Below are 16,206 nucleotides of genomic sequence, written 5' to 3' on the forward strand. Positions count from 1 at the left end.
AGAAGAGCGGCAACTTGGATCTCCAAGCCAGGTAATACAACCTAGCTCTTGTCAGTGTCCTGTTCAGCTAGCCAAAGATGGCCATCTTGAGTTTGGATAAAAACGTATTTGCTTCTGGGAAAAATCAGCCAGACTTCCAGTACATCGGAGCTGAGATACTCTTGGGCTTTTAGGAAAATATCTTCTCCACAGTCGGTTGGAGAGAAGATCTCCTCAACCAAAGGATAGCTCTGCAGCAGCGTGGCAATATCCTCTCCAAATTGCTGGATTAAATCTGGAGATGAGTAGGCAGCATCAGGTCTTCTGACTCCGCCTTTGGTTTGGCCGGGAGCCTTCACCAAAACCATACCCCCCAATGGCTGACATTCAACATAACCGAGCCAACGGAAGAGAAGTCGGGTTTGGATCTTTGCATGCCCTAAGGTTTGCCCCACTTTCTCCACAATGTAGCCATCTACCCATTTGGTTTGGGCAACTGGATTGGCCAGATAGTCGGCAAGGGTTTTGGGCAGGGCAAGACCCGCCCCTCCATTGGGAGATCGGTTGGAACTACCTGAACCGGAGCAGTGGCCATCAACTTCCCTCTCCAAGTATTTTGAACCCTAGCTCAATCCCCTCCATGGGCAAAGCGGCGATAGAGGAAGTCAAGGGCGCGGTTACGCAATTCGTAGAACTCAGGCATTTCCATAATGCGGGAGCGGATGCGCGGTCGCTCAAAGGGAATGGTCAAGATCTCACCAATATGGGCAGCGGGGCCGTTGGTCATCATCACCACACGGTCTGACAAGTAGAGAGCCTCGTCGATGTCGTGGGTAATCATCAAAACCGTGCAGCGGTGATCCCGCCAAATGGCCAGCAGCTCATCTTGTAGATCTTCCTTGGTAATGGCATCCAAGGCCCCAAAAGGCTCATCCAAGAGCAAAACTTGCGGACGAACGGCAAGAGCACGGGCAATGGCTACCCTTTGCTTCATGCCTCCAGAAAGCTGCTTGGGCCGCTTGTGGGCTGCTTCCGCCAAACCTACCAATTCCAGATGTTCTTGAACAATTTCCCTTTTTTCCCACCGGGGTTTGGTTGGGTACACCTGATCCACCACCAGATAGACATTTTCAAAAGCCGTCAGCCAGGGCAAAAGGGAATAATGTTGAAACACCATCATCCGATCTGGCCCTGGGGAGGTGATGGGCTGGCCCTTGAGGGTAATGGATCCCGAAGTGGGAGTCGAAAAACCCGCCACCATGTTGATCAAGGTGGATTTGCCACAACCCGAGTGGCCGATAATGCAAACAAACTCACCGGCGGCCACTTCCAGATTGATATTTTCCAGCGCAACGAAGGGCCCTGCTGAGGTGAAGTAGGTCTTGCCCACATTCTGAAGACAAAGAAGGGGCAGTCCTGCAACCGGAGAAGCAGAAGATAGCGGTGAGGAAGATAGGCGAGAACTGGTCATCATGGTGTTTTCCAATTGAGGGGCTAAGGTAACAAAAGCTAAACTTCGCTGAGCCGGTACTCCTGCAGCTTCAGATCCTGCCGTATGGCTACAGACTCTAGGTAGGCAACGGGATCCTCTCCGTCAAAGCGGGATCCATCGCCAAAGAGTAAAGCTCCGCGGTCGTGGGCCCGATCCGGAAGGCCCAGTTCTCTGGCGGCTAGGGCGTAGGTTTCGCTGTCCAGAACTTGGTCGAGAACCGAAACCCAATTGCGGGGAAAAGCGCAGAGTCCCCAGCGAGCCATTTGCGTCAGGATCCAGAGGTGTTCCAACCTTTCCGGACAGGTGTTGCGCCCGTTGGCAAACTGGTGAAAACCGGTGAGGGCTTGGGATTCATCGGCAATTCCCCGCTGCAGGATGCCCGTCCACCCCGGCTGCAGATCCTCCAGGGCCACGCCCACATACTGGGGCTGAGCCAGCCACTCCAAGATCTCAGAACGGTGCTGCGGCTGATCGCAGTAGTGACAAGCCTCCAGTAGTGCCTTGACCAGAGCTACATGGGTGCGGGGGTAGTTTTGCGCCCAATCCTGGCGCACTGTCAGCACTTTTTCAATGTGGCTGGGCAAGATTTCGGGAGTGGTGGTGACGATAAATCCCAACTGTTCCCGCACGGCGCGGGAGTTCCAGGGCTCGCCCACGCAGTAGCCATCGATGTTGCCGGCCTTGAGGTGGGCCACCATCTGCGGCGGCGGGATCACCGTCAACGTAACGTCCCGATCCGGATCCACCCCCCCACCGGCCAGCCAGTGCCGCAACAGGAAGTTTTGCATGGAAGCCGGATGAACCACTCCCAGGGTGTGGACTGTGTCGGGGGTGTGGTTGAGGTATTGGCGAAAATCCGCCAGGCTTTGAACGCCTCGCTCCAAAAGTCTGCGCCCGAAGGTAATGGCGTTGCCGCCGCGGGAGAGGGTTAGCGCGGTAATCAAAGGCACCGGAACTCCCCCTACTCCCAAGGTGGAAGCCAACGGGATCCCGGCCACCACCATGGCCGCATCCAGCCGACCGGAGCGGATCCCTTCCCAGATGGTCTTCCAGCCTGGCTCCCGCACCAGGGTGACCTGCTCCAGGCCATGCTTTTGAAACAGGCCTTTTTCCTGCGCCACCACCAGCGGGGCGCAGTCGTTGAGGGGCACAAAGCCAACCTCCAAATTGACCTTCTCCAGGCCGTGTTTGGCAATGGCCACGCGAACAGGCGTTTTTTGGCGAGCCCGCTTTTGCTGGTTGAGAAAGTAGATCATCTCTCCCCGCAGGCTGTAGTAGTCGGGGTGACGCACCACTTCCAAACGATGGCGGGGTCGAGGAAAAGGGATCCGCAAAATCTGGCCAATGCGGGCCTCCGGGCCGTTGGTCATCATTACCACCCGATCCGAAAGCAGCAGCGCCTCATCCACATCGTGGGTAACCATGACACAGGTGAGCTGCTCCGCCTGGGCAATCTCCATCAGTTGCTCCTGCAGGTTGCCGCGCGTCAAGGCATCCAGAGCGCCAAAGGGCTCATCCAACAGCAGCACCCGCGGACGGATGGCCAAAGCCCGGGCAATGGCTACCCGCTGTTTCATCCCTCCTGACAGATGGGCCGGTCGCTTGTCGGCTGCCCCCTGCAACCCCACCTGGCGGATGTGCTCTTCCACAATCCGGCTTCGCTCTGCTTTGGGAAGGGATCCCAGCACCTCGTCCACGGCCAGGGCAATGTTCTCCCGCACCGTCAGCCAGGGCAGCAGGGAATAGTTCTGAAACACCACCATGCGATCTGGGCCGGGATCTGTAACTTGTCGGCCCTCCAGGAGAATGCCTCCGCGGGAAGGCTTTTCCAGGCCAGCAATGATGTTGAGCAGGGTCGATTTGCCACAGCCGGAGTGGCCAATTAGCGAGACAAATTCCCCTTTTTGGATCTCCAGGTGGATGTCTTTCAGGACAGGATAGACCTCTCCGTTGTCGAGGAGAAATTCCTTGTCGACATGATCCACTTCAATGTAAGGCTGAGTCTTCATGATTCCCCTGAGATGATTTCTGAGAGCATGGAGAAATTGTCAGCAACCAATCTAAAACTCGGCCAAGCTCATTTAGCGATCCTCAGCCACCACCAGCGAGCCAATCCAAGCTGTGATGCGATCCAGCAGAAGACCCACCATCCCGACATAGATCAAAGCCAGAATGATTTCGCTGATGCGGGAGCTATTCCAGGCATCCCAGATGAAAAATCCAATGCCCACACCGCCAATCAACATTTCCGCTGCCACAATGGCCAGCCAAGACAAGCCCACCCCAATGCGCAAGCCGGTAAAAATATAGGGCACAGTTGCCGGGAAAACGATTTTGAAAAAGTACTTCCAGCCGGACATGCGCACAATTCTGGCCACGTTGCGGTAGTCCTGAGGGATCTGCTGTACGCCGACAACAGTGTTGATCAAAATGGGCCAGAGGGCCGTAATGAAGATTACAAAAATGGCGGAAGGGTTGGCATCTCGAAAGGCAGCCAAAGAAATCGGCAGCCAGGCCAAAGGCGGCACCGTGCGCAGCACCTGAAAAATGGGATCCAAAGCCTCGTACAGCCAGCGATTGACCCCGATGATCATGCCGCCCACAACCCCCACCAAGCCGGCCAGGGCAAACCCAATGAACACCCGCCGCAAGCTGGCCCAAATTTGCCAGAACAGCCCTTTGGCATTGCCGCCATAGTCAAAAAAGGGATCTTTAATGAGGGGATCCCAGGTGTCCTGCCAAACTTGGAGAGGCGTGGGCAAATTGGCTCCGGGACGGCTGTAGGCAATTTGCCAGAGAACAAGCACTATTAAAATGGCCGTGGTGGGCAAAAGAACGCGGCGCAGCACTTGGTGGATTTGGACTCGCTGCCTCCAAGCAGAAGAAGATGCAGAGCTGGCCGGGGAGTGGAGCCCGGCATTGGACTGAAGAACAAAGCCTGGGCTGGTTTTCAGCAGCCAGTGGCCTAGGCCAACCAGTAGGGGAAGCAGGATCCGAAAGAGGTGGTAGCCCAACTGTAGGGCAGAGTGGAAAATCCTCATGGCTTGCTGGGAGTAAGGTTGAAGTCAACTTAAGAGGATCCCAAGAGAGAAGGGGTTTCAGGTGAACACTCTTTGTGGGGATTCGGGGATCCCTTCTCTCCTGGACAGAGGGTTTGCAGCTAACTTGCTGGGGAAAGTTGGGAAATTAGGCCAGCTTCTTAATCGCCAATTTCTCCAGGTAGGCGGCAGGATTTTCGGGATCGAACTGCACCCCGTCGAAGAAGGTTTCCACTCCTCGAGAGGTGCTGGGGGGAATGGCTGCCCCCTGACCAATGGCTTTGGCAGCTTCTCGCCAGAGTTCTTCCCGATTCACCCGCTCCACCAAGGCTTTGGTATCGGTGTCGGCAGGTAGGTAACCCCAGCGAATGTTTTCGGTCAAAAACCAGAGATCGTGGCTCTTGAAGGGGTAGGAAGCGTAGTTCTGCCAGAACTTCATCAGGTGGGGGCTGTTTTCAACGACCTTGCCGGTGCCGTAGTCAAAAGTGCCCCGAGAACGGCCCAAGATATCGGGCACAGGCACCCCCAGCCAGCGGCGGTCGCCGATGATGCGACACATCTCCTCTTTGTTTTCCATCTGGTCGCACCAGATCTGGGCTTCTAGCACCGCTTTCAACAGGGCAAGGGTGGCTTTCGGGTGCGCATCCACCCAGTCGGCCCGCAGGGCAAAGGCCTTTTCCGGGTGGCCGTTCCACAGCTCGCCGGTGGTGAGGGCACTATACCCCTCTTTTTGGTTCACCAGCTGGGCATTCCAAGGCTCGCCCACACAGAAGGCTTCCATGGTTCTGGATTTCATATTGGCCACCATCTGCGGCGGCGGCACCACAATGATGGAGACGTCGCTAGTGGGATCGATCCCGCCTGCGGCCAGCCAGTAGCGCATCCATAGGTCGTGGGTGCCACCAGGGAAGGTCATCGCACATTTGGGATCCCCGCCGGCAGCTCGGACCTCGGCAAACTTGGCCTTGAGGGGGGAACTATCCAGGCCGATTTGCAAATCCCGATATTGGTTGGAAATGCTAATGCCCTGACCGTCCAGATTGAGACGGGCCAAAATGTACATAGGCACCGGCTTGCCATCGGTAACTTTGCCGGTGGTGATGAGGTAGGGCATGGGGGTGAGGATGTGTGCCCCATCGATGCCGCCGGCGGCGGATCCCAGCACCAAATTGTCGCGGGTGGTGCCCCAAGAGGCCTGCTTGACCACCTCCACGTCCTTCATGCCGTACTTGTCAAAGAACCCCTTTTCTTTGGCGATGATCAGGGGGGCCGCGTCGGTTAGAGCGATGAACCCCAGCTTGGCGCTGGTGGTTTCGGGAGTATCGGCCTGCGCCACCCAGTAGCCTTTGCCCAAGGATTGCGATTGGGCGCGCGGGATCCCAGCCGTGGCCGCCCCAGCCGTGAGAGCAGCCACCCCGGCCAAAAATTGCCGACGGGAGACGGGAGAGGAAGTGCTGAACAGCTTAGACATCGAAACCTCCAAGATTTACAACGACGAAGAAAGAAAAACTTTCAGGACGGCAACAGAACCGCTAGCGGGTTACCAAAACAGAAGCCTGGGCGGCGGACGGATGCTGACGTGGCTTGGCCCCAAAGTGTTCAATGAGCAGCTCCACCAAGACCGGCTTGAGGTCTTCGCAAGGGATCCCTTTGCGCACGCATTCGCCCAGCTTGGCGTCTTTGCCCACCTCTCCCCCCATGTAGATGTCCACGGCCTCCACCACCCTGCCGTCCTTGCGAGCAGTGGTGCCCATAAGGCCGATATCGGCTACTTGGGGTTGGCCGCAGGAGTTGGGGCAGCCCGTCCAGTGGATGCGCACCGTTTGGGGGATCTCCAGCTCCGCCTCCAGCTCCTCCATCAAGGCCACAGCCCGGTTTTTGGTCTCGATAAGGGCAAAGTTGCAGAACTGGTTGCCCGTACAGGACACCAACCCCCGCTGCAAGGGCCCTGGGTTGGGGGAGAACTTCTTCAAGAGCGGCTCTTTGAGGAGCGGGGCCACTCGGGAGTCGGGCACATTGGGGATGAGCACGTTCTGCTCCACCGTCAGCCGCAGCTCTCCGGAGCCGTACACCTCTGCCAAGCGGGCCAGCTCCATCATCTCCAGGGCGTTGAGCCGCCCCACCGGCACATGCAGGCCGACAAAGTTGAGGCCCGGCTGCTTCTGGGCATGCACCCCCAGCAGATCCCGCTTGTGCCAGACCACCTCATCTTTTTCCGCTGCCCTGAGCAGAGGGTGGCCTATCTGGCGCTCCACAGCCGCCCGGAACTTCTCTAGGCCCCACTCGTCAATGAGCCACATCAACCGCGCCTTTTGCCGGTTGGCCCGCAGGCCGTGATCCCGGTAGACCAGCAGCACCGCCTCACACAGGGGAACTACATCCCGGGGATCCACCCAGACATCTAGGCCAATTGCCTCGGCGCAGCGGCGAGCAGAGAAAAAGCCGCCCACCAGGACGTTGAAGCCCAGGCGGCCATTTTTGAAGGCGGGCACAAAGGCCAGGTCGTTGATCTCCGCATGCACGGAGTTGTCGCGACAACCGCAGATGGCGATGTTGAACTTGCGCGGCAGGTTGCTGAAGGAAGGGTTGCCCTCGCCGTTGTTGGTGATCATGTCCTGCACCTTGCGGGTGAGACCGCGCACATCGATCAGCTCATCCGGGTCAATACCAGCCAGAGGGGATCCCGTGATGTTGCGCACGTTGTCCATGCCCGACTGGATGCTGGTCAGGCCTACCTCCTTCAAGTAGCCCAGGATCTGGGGCATTTCCTCGATGGGGATGCCCCGCAGTTGCAGGTTCTGCCGGGTGGTGATGTCGGCTACGCCCTGTTCTCCATAGGGGTGGATGATTGCGCCCAACATGCGCATTTGGCCGCTGGTTAGGATCCCATTGGGCAGGCGCAGCCGCAGCATGAACTGACCTGGGGTGCGCTTGCGAAAGAAGATCCCCAGCCACTTGAGGCGGTGATCCCGGTCGTCTTCAGGAATGTTCTCCCAACCCATCCGGGCAAACGCCTCCAGCTCGGCCTTGACCGCCAGCCCATCCTTTTCGCTTTTGAGGCGTTCAAATTGGTTCGCCATGATCGCTGCTGTGGGGTGAACACTGGCTACTCTAGCGATGACGAACTGTTAACTTTGGTATTGGCAGTTACACTCTGTAACAGGTTATGCAGTTTTGTCATTCTCGAATTGCGCTTTATGCATAAAGTCAGGCTTCCAGGAGCAGCAGACCCCTCTTTCCCCTTTGGGAAAGGGGCTGGGAGTGAGGAAAAGCTAGTTGAGAGGGTTGAAAGAGTTGAAAGGCTCCATCTGCCAGAGCAGACGGGGCGGGATCCCCAGCCCTTCGGTGAGGGGTGCGGGCCGTTGGGAAGTTTGGGGATCGCAGTCGTAGAGAGCGGTGGTGTAGCGGTAGCTGCGGGGGGGGCCGCCGTTGAGGCGAATGCCGCTAATTTCAAAGGTGTAGTTGCGATTGGGCTGGATCGAACCCACGGAGTAGGTCAAAGTTTCCAGGCCAAAGGCGGGATCCCCCACGCGGAGATCTCCAACAGGCACCGGCTCGCCGCTGAGGGCATCGGTGATGCGGACTTGGGCTTGGCTGAGATCAGCCTTGCCGCCACGGCTGGGCACCGAGAAAGACCAGCGGTAGGCAGACAGGGGCTGGCCGGAAAACCCTTCTAGGCGGTAGAGGTAGCCGTCTTTCTCCGGGAAGGCGATGAACTCTGGATCTGGCACCGACTCGTCAAAACCGAAGATCCAGTTGGCGTTGGCCTGGGTCACCCGTCCAGCCCGTGGGTCAAAGACAATGCCGTAGGCCCCCTGGGCGTACTGAGGATACAGGTTCCAGCGGCGATGCCCCACATCCACAAAGTTTTCTCGACCTGGCTCGGCAAAATAGATGTCCACCTGCCGCGCCAACACCCGGCCTGGATCGGGGCCGTTCAGCTCTAGGATGGGCCCAACCGCCAGGTTGCTGAAGCGGGATCCCGCCTCCCCAGCAGGGGTAAAGCAGCGCCAAGAAGGGGGCGGCTGGTGGCTGAGAGTACCATTGGCTACCTGCATCAAGGCCGCTTGCTGGGCGGCTTCTAGGAACTGAGGATTGAGCTTCACCGGCGGTAACTGGTGCAACAGCCGTAGAAAATTCAGCCGATCCATCATCTTTTGGGCTGCTGCAGGCGTAAGGCGACCGGGGTTGCAGGTAGCAACCTGGGGCTGTTCGGCGTAAATAGGCCCCGTGAAGCTGCGGGTCTGGCGATCCAACCGGCACAGGAAGCTGGCAATCGGCACTTCCCCTGCCCGCGGTGGCTCCATCGAGGTAGGGGATCCTCCACAGGCCGCCAGCAGACAAAGACAAAAGATCCCCGCGATCCTCAAAGCCCAAAGCTGAACCAACTTGGGCAACCGCTGCAAGGGCATGCAAAAACCAGCCGAATTATGAGCCGGTGGGGGTGGGGGTGATGCTGGGGGGGCTGACGGTGCTGCTGCTGCTCTCGCCACAAGCAGGCAACAAGCCCAGACAGGCAAACAGGGCTAAGGCCGCCAAAAGCTGGTGGGTCACTTTGGGTTGCAACGTAGCCATGACAACAAACCTCCCAAATGCTGTTGGGTTTGACCCTGTTCTATCACCTGGCCAGGTGGGTTACAGCACCAAGATCCATGGCGACAAGGGTATAACTTAAGCCCAAGTCAAGGAACGCTCACCCAAGTCGGCTACATCCACTAGGGATGACATCGAAGCCCACTTTTTCTCTCCACCCATAGTGGAGTACGGATCCCCACAACTCTTCTTGCGCTCAAGCGAAAGATTGCTGTGATCAATGATCAATGCTGCTTTTTGCCCGATTGATAAGGGATCCCCAAAAGCTTGTCAGGGGGTGATCTGGAACTCCAGGTTGTAGGTTTGGAGTAAGTTTATGGTTTCGTGATCGGTGATGTTGGTGTCGGCCAGCTCCAAGTTGTAGAAATCGATGAACTCTTCGTGGTCAAAATAGGGGCCGGCATGCCAAGTGCCCATCTCCAGCTTGATAAAGCGATCCCCAGGCACCCGAAAGGCTTGAATCTGATCGACGTGCAGCTCATCGGCAGGGGGTGCAACACCAATAAACCACTCCTTGCCATTGAGGGATCCCAGGCACTGGGTGCAGCGGATGTGGTGGGTGATCTGAGTAAACTTGAGGCCGCGGCGAGGCAAGCGCATGATGTAAAAGCGGGGCTGCCCTTGATTCAAGAACAACTGAGCATCTTGACTGTCGAAGGGTTTGTGATCGGGAGTGGGGCAAATGACCTGTCCGTAGGGGGCAAAGTTTTCCGGTTCAGCGAGATGGGCCTTCAGTTGGCGCAATTGGCTGGTCACCCTGCTCTTCTCCTTTGCGTTTGACGAGCTGTCTTGTGTCTCACTGTTGCCCTACAACGTGAGCACGAGGGCGTGAAGACGCAAACAGCCCAGCGAACCCCATTCTATCGAGACTTGGCCAGGCAGCTTCCCTTCTGGGAAGGGATCCCTGAGCAAGCCCAAGCTGCTCAAGGCCGCAAGTACAATGGGAAAACCTCCTAGCCTCAGCAGAGCAAATGGCGATGCAGCGGGACTTGCAAGAGCTGATCATCTCTCCAGCTCAAGTGCAAAACCTCTCTCAAGTGCCGGTGGCTTGGTTGTATCGGCCTCAGCCTGCTCGTCGCTTTAAGGATCGCCTGCGCCAGTTCTCCGCTTTCTGGGATCTCCTACGCTTGCTGGTGACGCTGGACTTGTTCTTGCGTTTCTTGACCTTCTGGACAGGGGGATCCCTGCTGACTCTGGTGGGGCGGATTTGGATCCCTGGCCTACAGGCCACTTGGGGCACTTGGCTGGTGGAATGGGGGATCCTGGCGGCCATTGCCGCTCTGGGCCAAGCCTATTGGATTTTCCGCAGCCGTCGCATGCCGCTGCTGTTGAATTTGCTGGGGGAGGTGGATCGCTACAACCGAATCATCCAGGCCATCCATGTCAATGATCAGTTGGTGGAAGCGGGCAACCCCGAGGTGAAGCTGGCCCAGAGGGCTGAGGTGATCGAAGCCCTGAAACTGACCCGGGCCGATCTCATCCGTGCCTTGAAAACCGAACGGATCTTGCGGCAAAACGAAGACCTGATCGAGCAGCAGAGCGAGTTCTTCGGCGATAACTTGGCAGCTTTGACAGCTCTGCAGGTGAGCGAGCAGGCCAGCGAACAGGGGCGAATCCTGGAGGCTGCTTTACAGATTGCTTTGCAGGTGCGCTCGCAAATCCGCCGCTTACAAGAGCGAGAAGCCAACCAGGCCCCAAGCAGGGATCCAGACACCATTAGGGAAGATAGGCAGGATACAGACGGCAACTTGGATTGGCAATGAGCCTTTTGGCCCGCTCCCTGGCCTACGCCCAGAACCACAGCGACATGCTGTTTCAAGCTTTCGTCCAACACCTGCAACTGGTGGCGGTGCCTTTGGGAATGGGGCTGCTGTTGGGTTTGCCGCTGGGTTTTTTCAGCTCCCGCTCCCAGATGCTTTCTCTGGTGGTGATCAATGCGTTCAGCAGCCTGCGGGTGATTCCCAGCTTAGCCATTTTGTTTTTGGCCATCCCCTATTTTGGCCTTAGCTTCCGTTCGGCAGTTGTCGCCCTAACCCTTCTGGCGTTGCCCCCCATTCTGATCAGCACGGATGTGGCCTTCCGCAGCCTTGAGCCGGCCCTACGGGAAGCTGCCCTGAGCATGGGCATGACTCCTGCCCAGGTACTGCGGCACGTGGAGATCCCTTTGGCCTTGCCGGTGATCCTGGCCGGTGTTAAAACGGCTACGATTGAGGTGATTGCCAGTGCTACGCTAGCAGCGTTTATCGGCGCGGGAGGGCTGGGTACTTTTATCACCCTGGGGTTTGCTCTCTATGACAACGCTATCTTGCTGGTGGGGGCGGTTCCAGTGGCCCTTCTGGCTATTGCGGCCGAGATCGGCCTTGGCACTCTGCAGCGGGCTTTGGAACCTCCCCAAGCCTGAGGTTCTGTGAGGGATCCCATGCTGTCTTCCCCTAGTTCTTCTGAAGTGCGATCCCGGTGGCCTTTCCGCTCCATTCCTTTGCGGGTGGCGTTGCTGCTGCCCCTAGTGCTCTCAGTAGCAGGGGGAGTGGGGGGAGTGGCCTATCTCTCCTGGCAGGGCGGGCGACACCTGGCGCTGCGCTTGACGGAGCAACTGAGGCGGGAAGTTACCGACCGCACCGAAGAGCATCTTGCCAGATATTTGCAAATTCCCCTTCAGATCAATGCCCTCAATCAAGGGGCAGTGAGGGGGGGGCTGCTGCCCGATTTGACAACCCCCAGCCCAGCCGATCTAGAGGTGCTGGAAGCTCACTTTGCCCGCCAGTTGCAGCCATTTCCTGAGCTGAGCTACGTCGGCTTTATTTCCGCCCAAGGGGGGTTTGTGATCGCCCGCCGCCACGCCGATGGGTCGATCTGGACTTACCACACACCCGGCCTCTTGCCGGGATCCGCCCAGAGCCGCCAACGGGATCCAGAGACAGGGGATCCCACAGGGTTCACTCGCCGGTTGGGCTTTGTGGATCTGAGGCAGTTGTTCTGGTTTCCCCAGCTCCTGCAGTCGGAAGGGATCCGCGACACTTGGGTGGTAACCCGATTTTTTGCGGAGCTTCCTGCCCAGGATCCAGAGCGGCTGATCATGACGTCCCTATCCCTGACCGACTCGGGGGGGCGGGTTTACGGCAGCTTAGTGGCTTCCCTCTCCGTCCGGCAGCTTCAAGCCTTTCTGGAACAGATGGAAGGCCGTTCTCCTGCAGAGGTGAGTTTTCTGCTGGACGAGGAAGGACAGGTGGTGGCCAGTACGGCGGGGCCTGCTCCCCATCCGCTGCTGGTGGCTGTGCAAGAGCAGGTGGGCTCCTGGGAGACGGCCTCTTCTCAAAATCCGCTGCGCCTCGTGGTTGGCGGGATCCCTTACTGGGTGGAGGTGGAGTCCGTTCAGAGTGAAGGGAGGCTAGGTTTTTATTTCGTGTACGGGATTCCAGAGGCAACCCTTCTGGCCGAAGTCCATCGGAGCGCCCAACAGGCTGCGCTGCTGGGGGGTGGGCTATTGCTGAGCATGCTGGGGACAGGGATCCTCCTCGGCGAAGCTCTCTCCCGTCCCCTGCGCCGCCTCACCCAAGTAGCCGAGCAATTTATACACAGCGGCTTCCAGCCCTGGCCCCCTTTGGATCCCGGCCCCATCCAGGAGGTGCAGACCCTGGCCAAAGCCTGGCAGCAGGCGGCAGCAGCCCAGCAGGCCCTGCTGGATCGTCTGTGGCAGCAGCAGCAAGAATACCGCGCCGTGGTGGAGCAGCAGACAGAGCTCATTTGCCGCTTTCGGCCCAATGGGCACATCACCTACGTCAACTCTGCTTTATTGCGTTTCTTCGATCATCGGGTAGAAGAAGTGGTGGGCCGAGCTTTGTGGGATCTGCTGCTGGAAGAAGAGCGGGAGGTGGTGCTGCAGGCTTTTGCCGCTCTCACGCCTGAGAGTCCTTTTTATAGCAGCGAGCGGGAGTACCCCGGCAAAGACGGCCAGTCCCGCTGGGTGAGCTGGGTGGATCGGGGCATTTTCGACAGCCAGGGCCAGTTGGTGGAGATCCTCTCGGTGGGGCGGGAGATCACCGAGCAAAAACGGGCAGAACAGCAGTTGCAGGCCCTCAACCGCGAGCTGGAAGCCCAGGTGGAGCTGCGCACGGCCAAGCTGCAGCAGGCTTTTCGCTTTGAGGCGATGCTGCGCGCCCTCAGCGGCCAGATGGTGGCCAGCCTGAATGAGGGGGAAATTCTGGAAGAAGTGGTCAAAAGCCTGGCCGAGGCACTCAACCTAAGCGGCTGCCATATCCTCTTGCTCTCAGACGATGGATCAACCTGGATCCCTGGCTACTGCTACTCCCCCTCTCTCTCTTCTGACGTGGCTCAAGATGGCGGGGCGGATCCCTTGCATGGGCCAGACTACGCCAGTGACCCGGAGTTCTTGCGCCTGCTGCAGTCCCATTCTTCCTCACAGCAGAAATGGAAAATCCACTGCTGTTGTCGGAAGGAAGGACGCTGGGTGCGGCTGCTGGCCTGCACCCTTTGGGACAAAGAGAAGCGGCTGGGAGCTTTGCTGTTGGAGCGGCTGCCGGAGCAAGAGTTTTCCGAAGACGAGATTCAACTGGCCTATCAGGTGGCCAACCTATGTGCCCTGGCCATCCGCCAAGCCCGTTTGTACCAAGCAGCCCAAGCGCAGGTGAAGGAATTGGAGCGGCTGAATCTGCTGAAGGATGATTTCCTCAGCACCGTCTCGCACGAGCTGCGCACCCCCATGACCAATGTGCGCATGGCCTTGCAAATGCTGCAAATGACCCGCGATAACCCCGAGAAACAGCGGCACTACTTCACCATTGCCCTGAAAGAGTGCAACCGGCAAATCGAGCTCATTAACGACCTGCTGGATATGCGACGGCTGGGAGCCGGGACGTATCTGCTGCAACCAGAGAATATTTTTCTGCCGCGGTATTTACAAGATTTGCTGGCCGGGGCTCAGCCTTTGGCCCAAGCCAAACATCAACACCTGCAACTGCACCTGGAGGCAGGGATCCCCTCGCTTTGGGCCGACCCCACCTGCTTGGGGCGCATTCTGCGCGAGCTGCTGCACAACGCCATCAAGTACACGGCCCCCGAGGGATCCATCCACCTGCGGGTTGTCTCAGAAGGAGAGGGGATCCTCTTCGTCTGCAGCAACAGCAGCGAGATCCCAGAGCCAGAGCTGCCCCGCATCTTTGAAAAGTTTTACCGGATCCCGCAATCGGATCGCTGGAAGCACGGCGGCACCGGCCTGGGGCTGGCTTTGGTGAAGCAACTGGTGGAGCATATGGGGGGGAATATCTCCGTCAACAGCTCGGATGGATGGACGCATTTCCAAGTTTGGTTGCCCCAAGGTGAGGATCCTGCTCCGCCATTGCCCGGCCCACCCCCAATGTCAGAAGACCTCCCCTTTTGGAAAGAGGCTGGGGGTGAGGGGCATACCTGACCCCTATCCCGGCAAGACTTGTTGCTGCCAGAGGGCCTCCAGTTGCACCGTGTATTCGGAGTTCACGATGGGCACTGCCCCAGCAATGGCCTCTTGAATGGGGATCCCGGCAGCAGCCTCCAGCTGGGCAAAAGCTGTTTGGTAGTCGGCAGACAACCGGCTGACATCAATGAGCGGCAGATCCCCCCAGACCTCCGGCTTGAACTTTTCCAGCTGCCCCTCCGGGCTGGCCAAGACCTCTGCCAGGACCATTGCCCCCCAAGGATTGGCCGCATTAATGGGAATGGCTGTAAACGAGGGATCGATCAAGCTGGTGCCCGGGATCCCATAGGGGGTGGTGCTGGGGGGAAATTGGCCGTTGCCCTTGCGTAAGATCACCTGATCGATAAAGGTGGGGATGAGCCACACTTCGCCGTTGGCAAAGAGCTCCGCCAGGCGGGCAAAGGTGGGCGGGTAGGTTTGGCCCTGTCTCCACAGGAAGGGATCCAGCTTTCTCAGGTATTCCACCAGGGCAGGGGATTGTCGCGCCCAGAGATCGGCATCGAAGTCCGGCCCGCTGTACTGAGCATAGCCCCCGGTCACACTATAGAAGGCGCTCAACAAAAAGCGGCTGCCATGAAAATCCGGCGGGGCCACGTAGGTAAATCGCCCTGGGTTGGCCTCTGCCCAAGCCAACAGTTCGGCGTAGCTCTGGGGGGGATTGGGTACCCGTTCGGCATCATAGGCCATCAAAAAGTAGTTGCCGGTGTAGGGCGCAGAATAGCCCTCGGTGGGCAGGCCAAAATCCGTTTCAATATCGGCGGGATCATAGAAGGGCAAGCTGGGCAATTTCTCAGCAAAAGGGCCGAAGAGCAAATTCCCCTGCTTGAGGGTGCGGAAGTTGTTGCCATTGATCCAGATGAGATCGATGCTGCCGCCGCTGAGCAGCCCGGCCTGTACCTCCCCAATCACCTTGTTGACTGCTTCAACGGTATCCGTGAGCGGGATCCGGTTCAAGCGAATGCCATAACGCTCCTGCAACTGGCTTTTCACCCAGCCATCCACGAAGCCATTGATGGCCTCGCTGCCGCTCCACATGGCCCAGTTGACAGAGCTGCCCCGCGCCCGCTCCAGAATGTCTGCCCAGCTCAGGGATCCCAGATCCACCATGTTCTGGGAGGTGTTCTGGGCAAACGGAGAGCCTTGACTCAACGCCCAAGCCCCCAGGGATCCCAGACCAGCCAACACCTGCCGCCGCTTCCAGAAAACGCTTTTGGGTTGCATAGCCTTGCCACCATCCCCATCAAACTTTCAGGTTCCAGATTCAACTTAAACTGATACATTTACGCTGAACACTGCTGAGCATTACTGCTCAACGGTGAAGCGATAGCATTCTGTCCGTTTCCGAACAGAAAGGCGGTATCCCGCAAAGCTCTGAGCATAACACCCAGAGCGCCTTGCCAATCTCGCGGTAGCCTATGGTTGCACTTTGGGCATCTAAACACCTTTGCGCCACCTAACCTCGTGTGGATGTGCCCGCACTTGGTACAGGTTTTGCTGGTGTACGCTTCCGATACTTCCACGACGACCACGTTTTTCTTCTTGGCTTGAAACTTCAGGAACTGCTTGAACCGATAGTGCGCCCAGGTGAGCATCGCCCTTGCTGTCTTGCTACCAAACTTCCTCCCTGCCTTGGC

Annotated in this window: 15 protein-coding genes; 4 read left to right on the plus strand and 11 right to left on the minus strand. The window is 58.1% G+C overall.

From position 1 onward, the window contains the following. Positions 1–41: 41 nt before the first annotated feature. From ACVWXW_RS03715 to ACVWXW_RS03755, 9 genes are all read right to left on the minus strand, one after another. Positions 42–590: a Uma2 family endonuclease gene (locus ACVWXW_RS03715; protein ID WP_457402832.1), complete on the minus strand. Its 549-nt coding sequence runs from the start codon at positions 588–590 to the stop codon at positions 42–44. Positions 591–607: 17 nt separating this feature from the next. Then, positions 608–1,450, minus strand: a complete 843-nt coding sequence (locus ACVWXW_RS03720; protein WP_457402858.1) for an ABC transporter ATP-binding protein — start codon at positions 1,448–1,450, stop codon at positions 608–610. 38 nt (positions 1,451–1,488) lie between these two features. Beyond that, positions 1,489–3,480 (minus strand): ABC transporter ATP-binding/substrate-binding protein, encoded by a 1,992-nt coding sequence (locus tag ACVWXW_RS03725; protein ID WP_414406876.1) that lies wholly within the window; start codon positions 3,478–3,480, stop codon positions 1,489–1,491. Between the two features lie 72 nt (positions 3,481–3,552). After that, positions 3,553–4,512 (minus strand): nitrate ABC transporter permease, encoded by a 960-nt coding sequence (ntrB, locus tag ACVWXW_RS03730; protein ID WP_099834651.1) that lies wholly within the window; start codon positions 4,510–4,512, stop codon positions 3,553–3,555. Between the two features lie 145 nt (positions 4,513–4,657). Beyond that, complete coding sequence (locus tag ACVWXW_RS03735; protein WP_457388132.1) at positions 4,658–5,980, minus strand: CmpA/NrtA family ABC transporter substrate-binding protein; 1,323 nt, start codon at positions 5,978–5,980, stop codon at positions 4,658–4,660. A gap of 61 nt (positions 5,981–6,041) precedes the next feature. Beyond that, a complete protein-coding gene (locus ACVWXW_RS03740; protein WP_414357818.1) occupies positions 6,042–7,589 on the minus strand; it encodes a ferredoxin--nitrite reductase in 1,548 nt (515 codons plus the stop codon). 192 nt (positions 7,590–7,781) lie between these two features. Continuing rightward, positions 7,782–8,921 carry a CAP domain-containing protein gene (locus ACVWXW_RS03745; protein WP_414330507.1) on the minus strand — a complete coding sequence of 380 codons (1,140 nt, stop codon included), beginning with the start codon at positions 8,919–8,921 and terminating at the stop codon, positions 7,782–7,784. 16 nt (positions 8,922–8,937) lie between these two features. Then, positions 8,938–9,084, minus strand: a complete 147-nt coding sequence (locus ACVWXW_RS03750) for a hypothetical protein (RefSeq protein WP_187147246.1) — start codon at positions 9,082–9,084, stop codon at positions 8,938–8,940. Between the two features lie 288 nt (positions 9,085–9,372). Next, positions 9,373–9,858, minus strand: a complete 486-nt coding sequence (locus tag ACVWXW_RS03755) for an ureidoglycolate lyase (protein WP_011431703.1) — start codon at positions 9,856–9,858, stop codon at positions 9,373–9,375. Between the two features lie 72 nt (positions 9,859–9,930). Here ACVWXW_RS03755 and ACVWXW_RS03760 point away from each other — a divergent pair, with 72 nt between their 5' ends. Genes ACVWXW_RS03760 through ACVWXW_RS03775 form a run of 4 tightly spaced genes read left to right on the plus strand, consistent with a single transcriptional unit; the run spans position 9,931 to position 14,530 of the window. Beyond that, positions 9,931–10,059, plus strand: a complete 129-nt coding sequence (locus ACVWXW_RS03760; RefSeq protein ID WP_457402835.1) for a hypothetical protein — start codon at positions 9,931–9,933, stop codon at positions 10,057–10,059. 14 nt (positions 10,060–10,073) lie between these two features. After that, positions 10,074–10,865 (plus strand): hypothetical protein, encoded by a 792-nt coding sequence (locus ACVWXW_RS03765; protein WP_457402837.1) that lies wholly within the window; start codon positions 10,074–10,076, stop codon positions 10,863–10,865. Next, entirely contained in the window at positions 10,862–11,503 is a 642-nt protein-coding gene (locus tag ACVWXW_RS03770; RefSeq protein WP_457402839.1) for an ABC transporter permease, read from the plus strand. The genes ACVWXW_RS03765 and ACVWXW_RS03770 overlap by 4 nt, the downstream gene beginning before the upstream one ends. A gap of 18 nt (positions 11,504–11,521) precedes the next feature. Further along, on the plus strand, positions 11,522–14,530 hold the full coding sequence (locus ACVWXW_RS03775; RefSeq protein WP_457402840.1) for an ATP-binding protein: 3,009 nt from the start codon (positions 11,522–11,524) through the stop codon (positions 14,528–14,530). Positions 14,531–14,533: 3 nt separating this feature from the next. Here ACVWXW_RS03775 and ACVWXW_RS03780 read toward each other — a convergent pair whose 3' ends face one another. Then, entirely contained in the window at positions 14,534–15,793 is a 1,260-nt protein-coding gene (locus tag ACVWXW_RS03780) for an ABC transporter substrate-binding protein (RefSeq protein ID WP_457402842.1), read from the minus strand. Between the two features lie 59 nt (positions 15,794–15,852). Beyond that, positions 15,853–16,206 (minus strand): zinc ribbon domain-containing protein (locus ACVWXW_RS03785; protein ID WP_457402844.1); only part of this gene is annotated, 354 nt, incomplete at its 5' end.

This window comes from Thermostichus sp. MS-CIW-30, assembly GCF_054058015.1.

Coding starts and splice junctions, on each gene's coding strand:
- ACVWXW_RS03720 (WP_457402858.1), bottom strand. CDS start 1,450: ATGACCAGTTCTCGCCTATCTTCCTCACCGCTATCTTCTGCTTCTCCG.
- ACVWXW_RS03725 (WP_414406876.1), bottom strand. CDS start 3,480: ATGAAGACTCAGCCTTACATTGAAGTGGATCATGTCGACAAGGAATTT.
- ntrB (WP_099834651.1), bottom strand. CDS start 4,512: ATGAGGATTTTCCACTCTGCCCTACAGTTGGGCTACCACCTCTTTCGG.
- ACVWXW_RS03735 (WP_457388132.1), bottom strand. CDS start 5,980: ATGTCTAAGCTGTTCAGCACTTCCTCTCCCGTCTCCCGTCGGCAATTT.
- ACVWXW_RS03740 (WP_414357818.1), bottom strand. CDS start 7,589: ATGGCGAACCAATTTGAACGCCTCAAAAGCGAAAAGGATGGGCTGGCG.
- ACVWXW_RS03745 (WP_414330507.1), bottom strand. CDS start 8,921: ATGCCCTTGCAGCGGTTGCCCAAGTTGGTTCAGCTTTGGGCTTTGAGG.
- ACVWXW_RS03750 (WP_187147246.1), bottom strand. CDS start 9,084: ATGGCTACGTTGCAACCCAAAGTGACCCACCAGCTTTTGGCGGCCTTA.
- ACVWXW_RS03765 (WP_457402837.1), top strand. CDS start 10,074: ATGGCGATGCAGCGGGACTTGCAAGAGCTGATCATCTCTCCAGCTCAA.
- ACVWXW_RS03770 (WP_457402839.1), top strand. CDS start 10,862: ATGAGCCTTTTGGCCCGCTCCCTGGCCTACGCCCAGAACCACAGCGAC.
- ACVWXW_RS03775 (WP_457402840.1), top strand. CDS start 11,522: ATGCTGTCTTCCCCTAGTTCTTCTGAAGTGCGATCCCGGTGGCCTTTC.
- ACVWXW_RS03780 (WP_457402842.1), bottom strand. CDS start 15,793: ATGCAACCCAAAAGCGTTTTCTGGAAGCGGCGGCAGGTGTTGGCTGGT.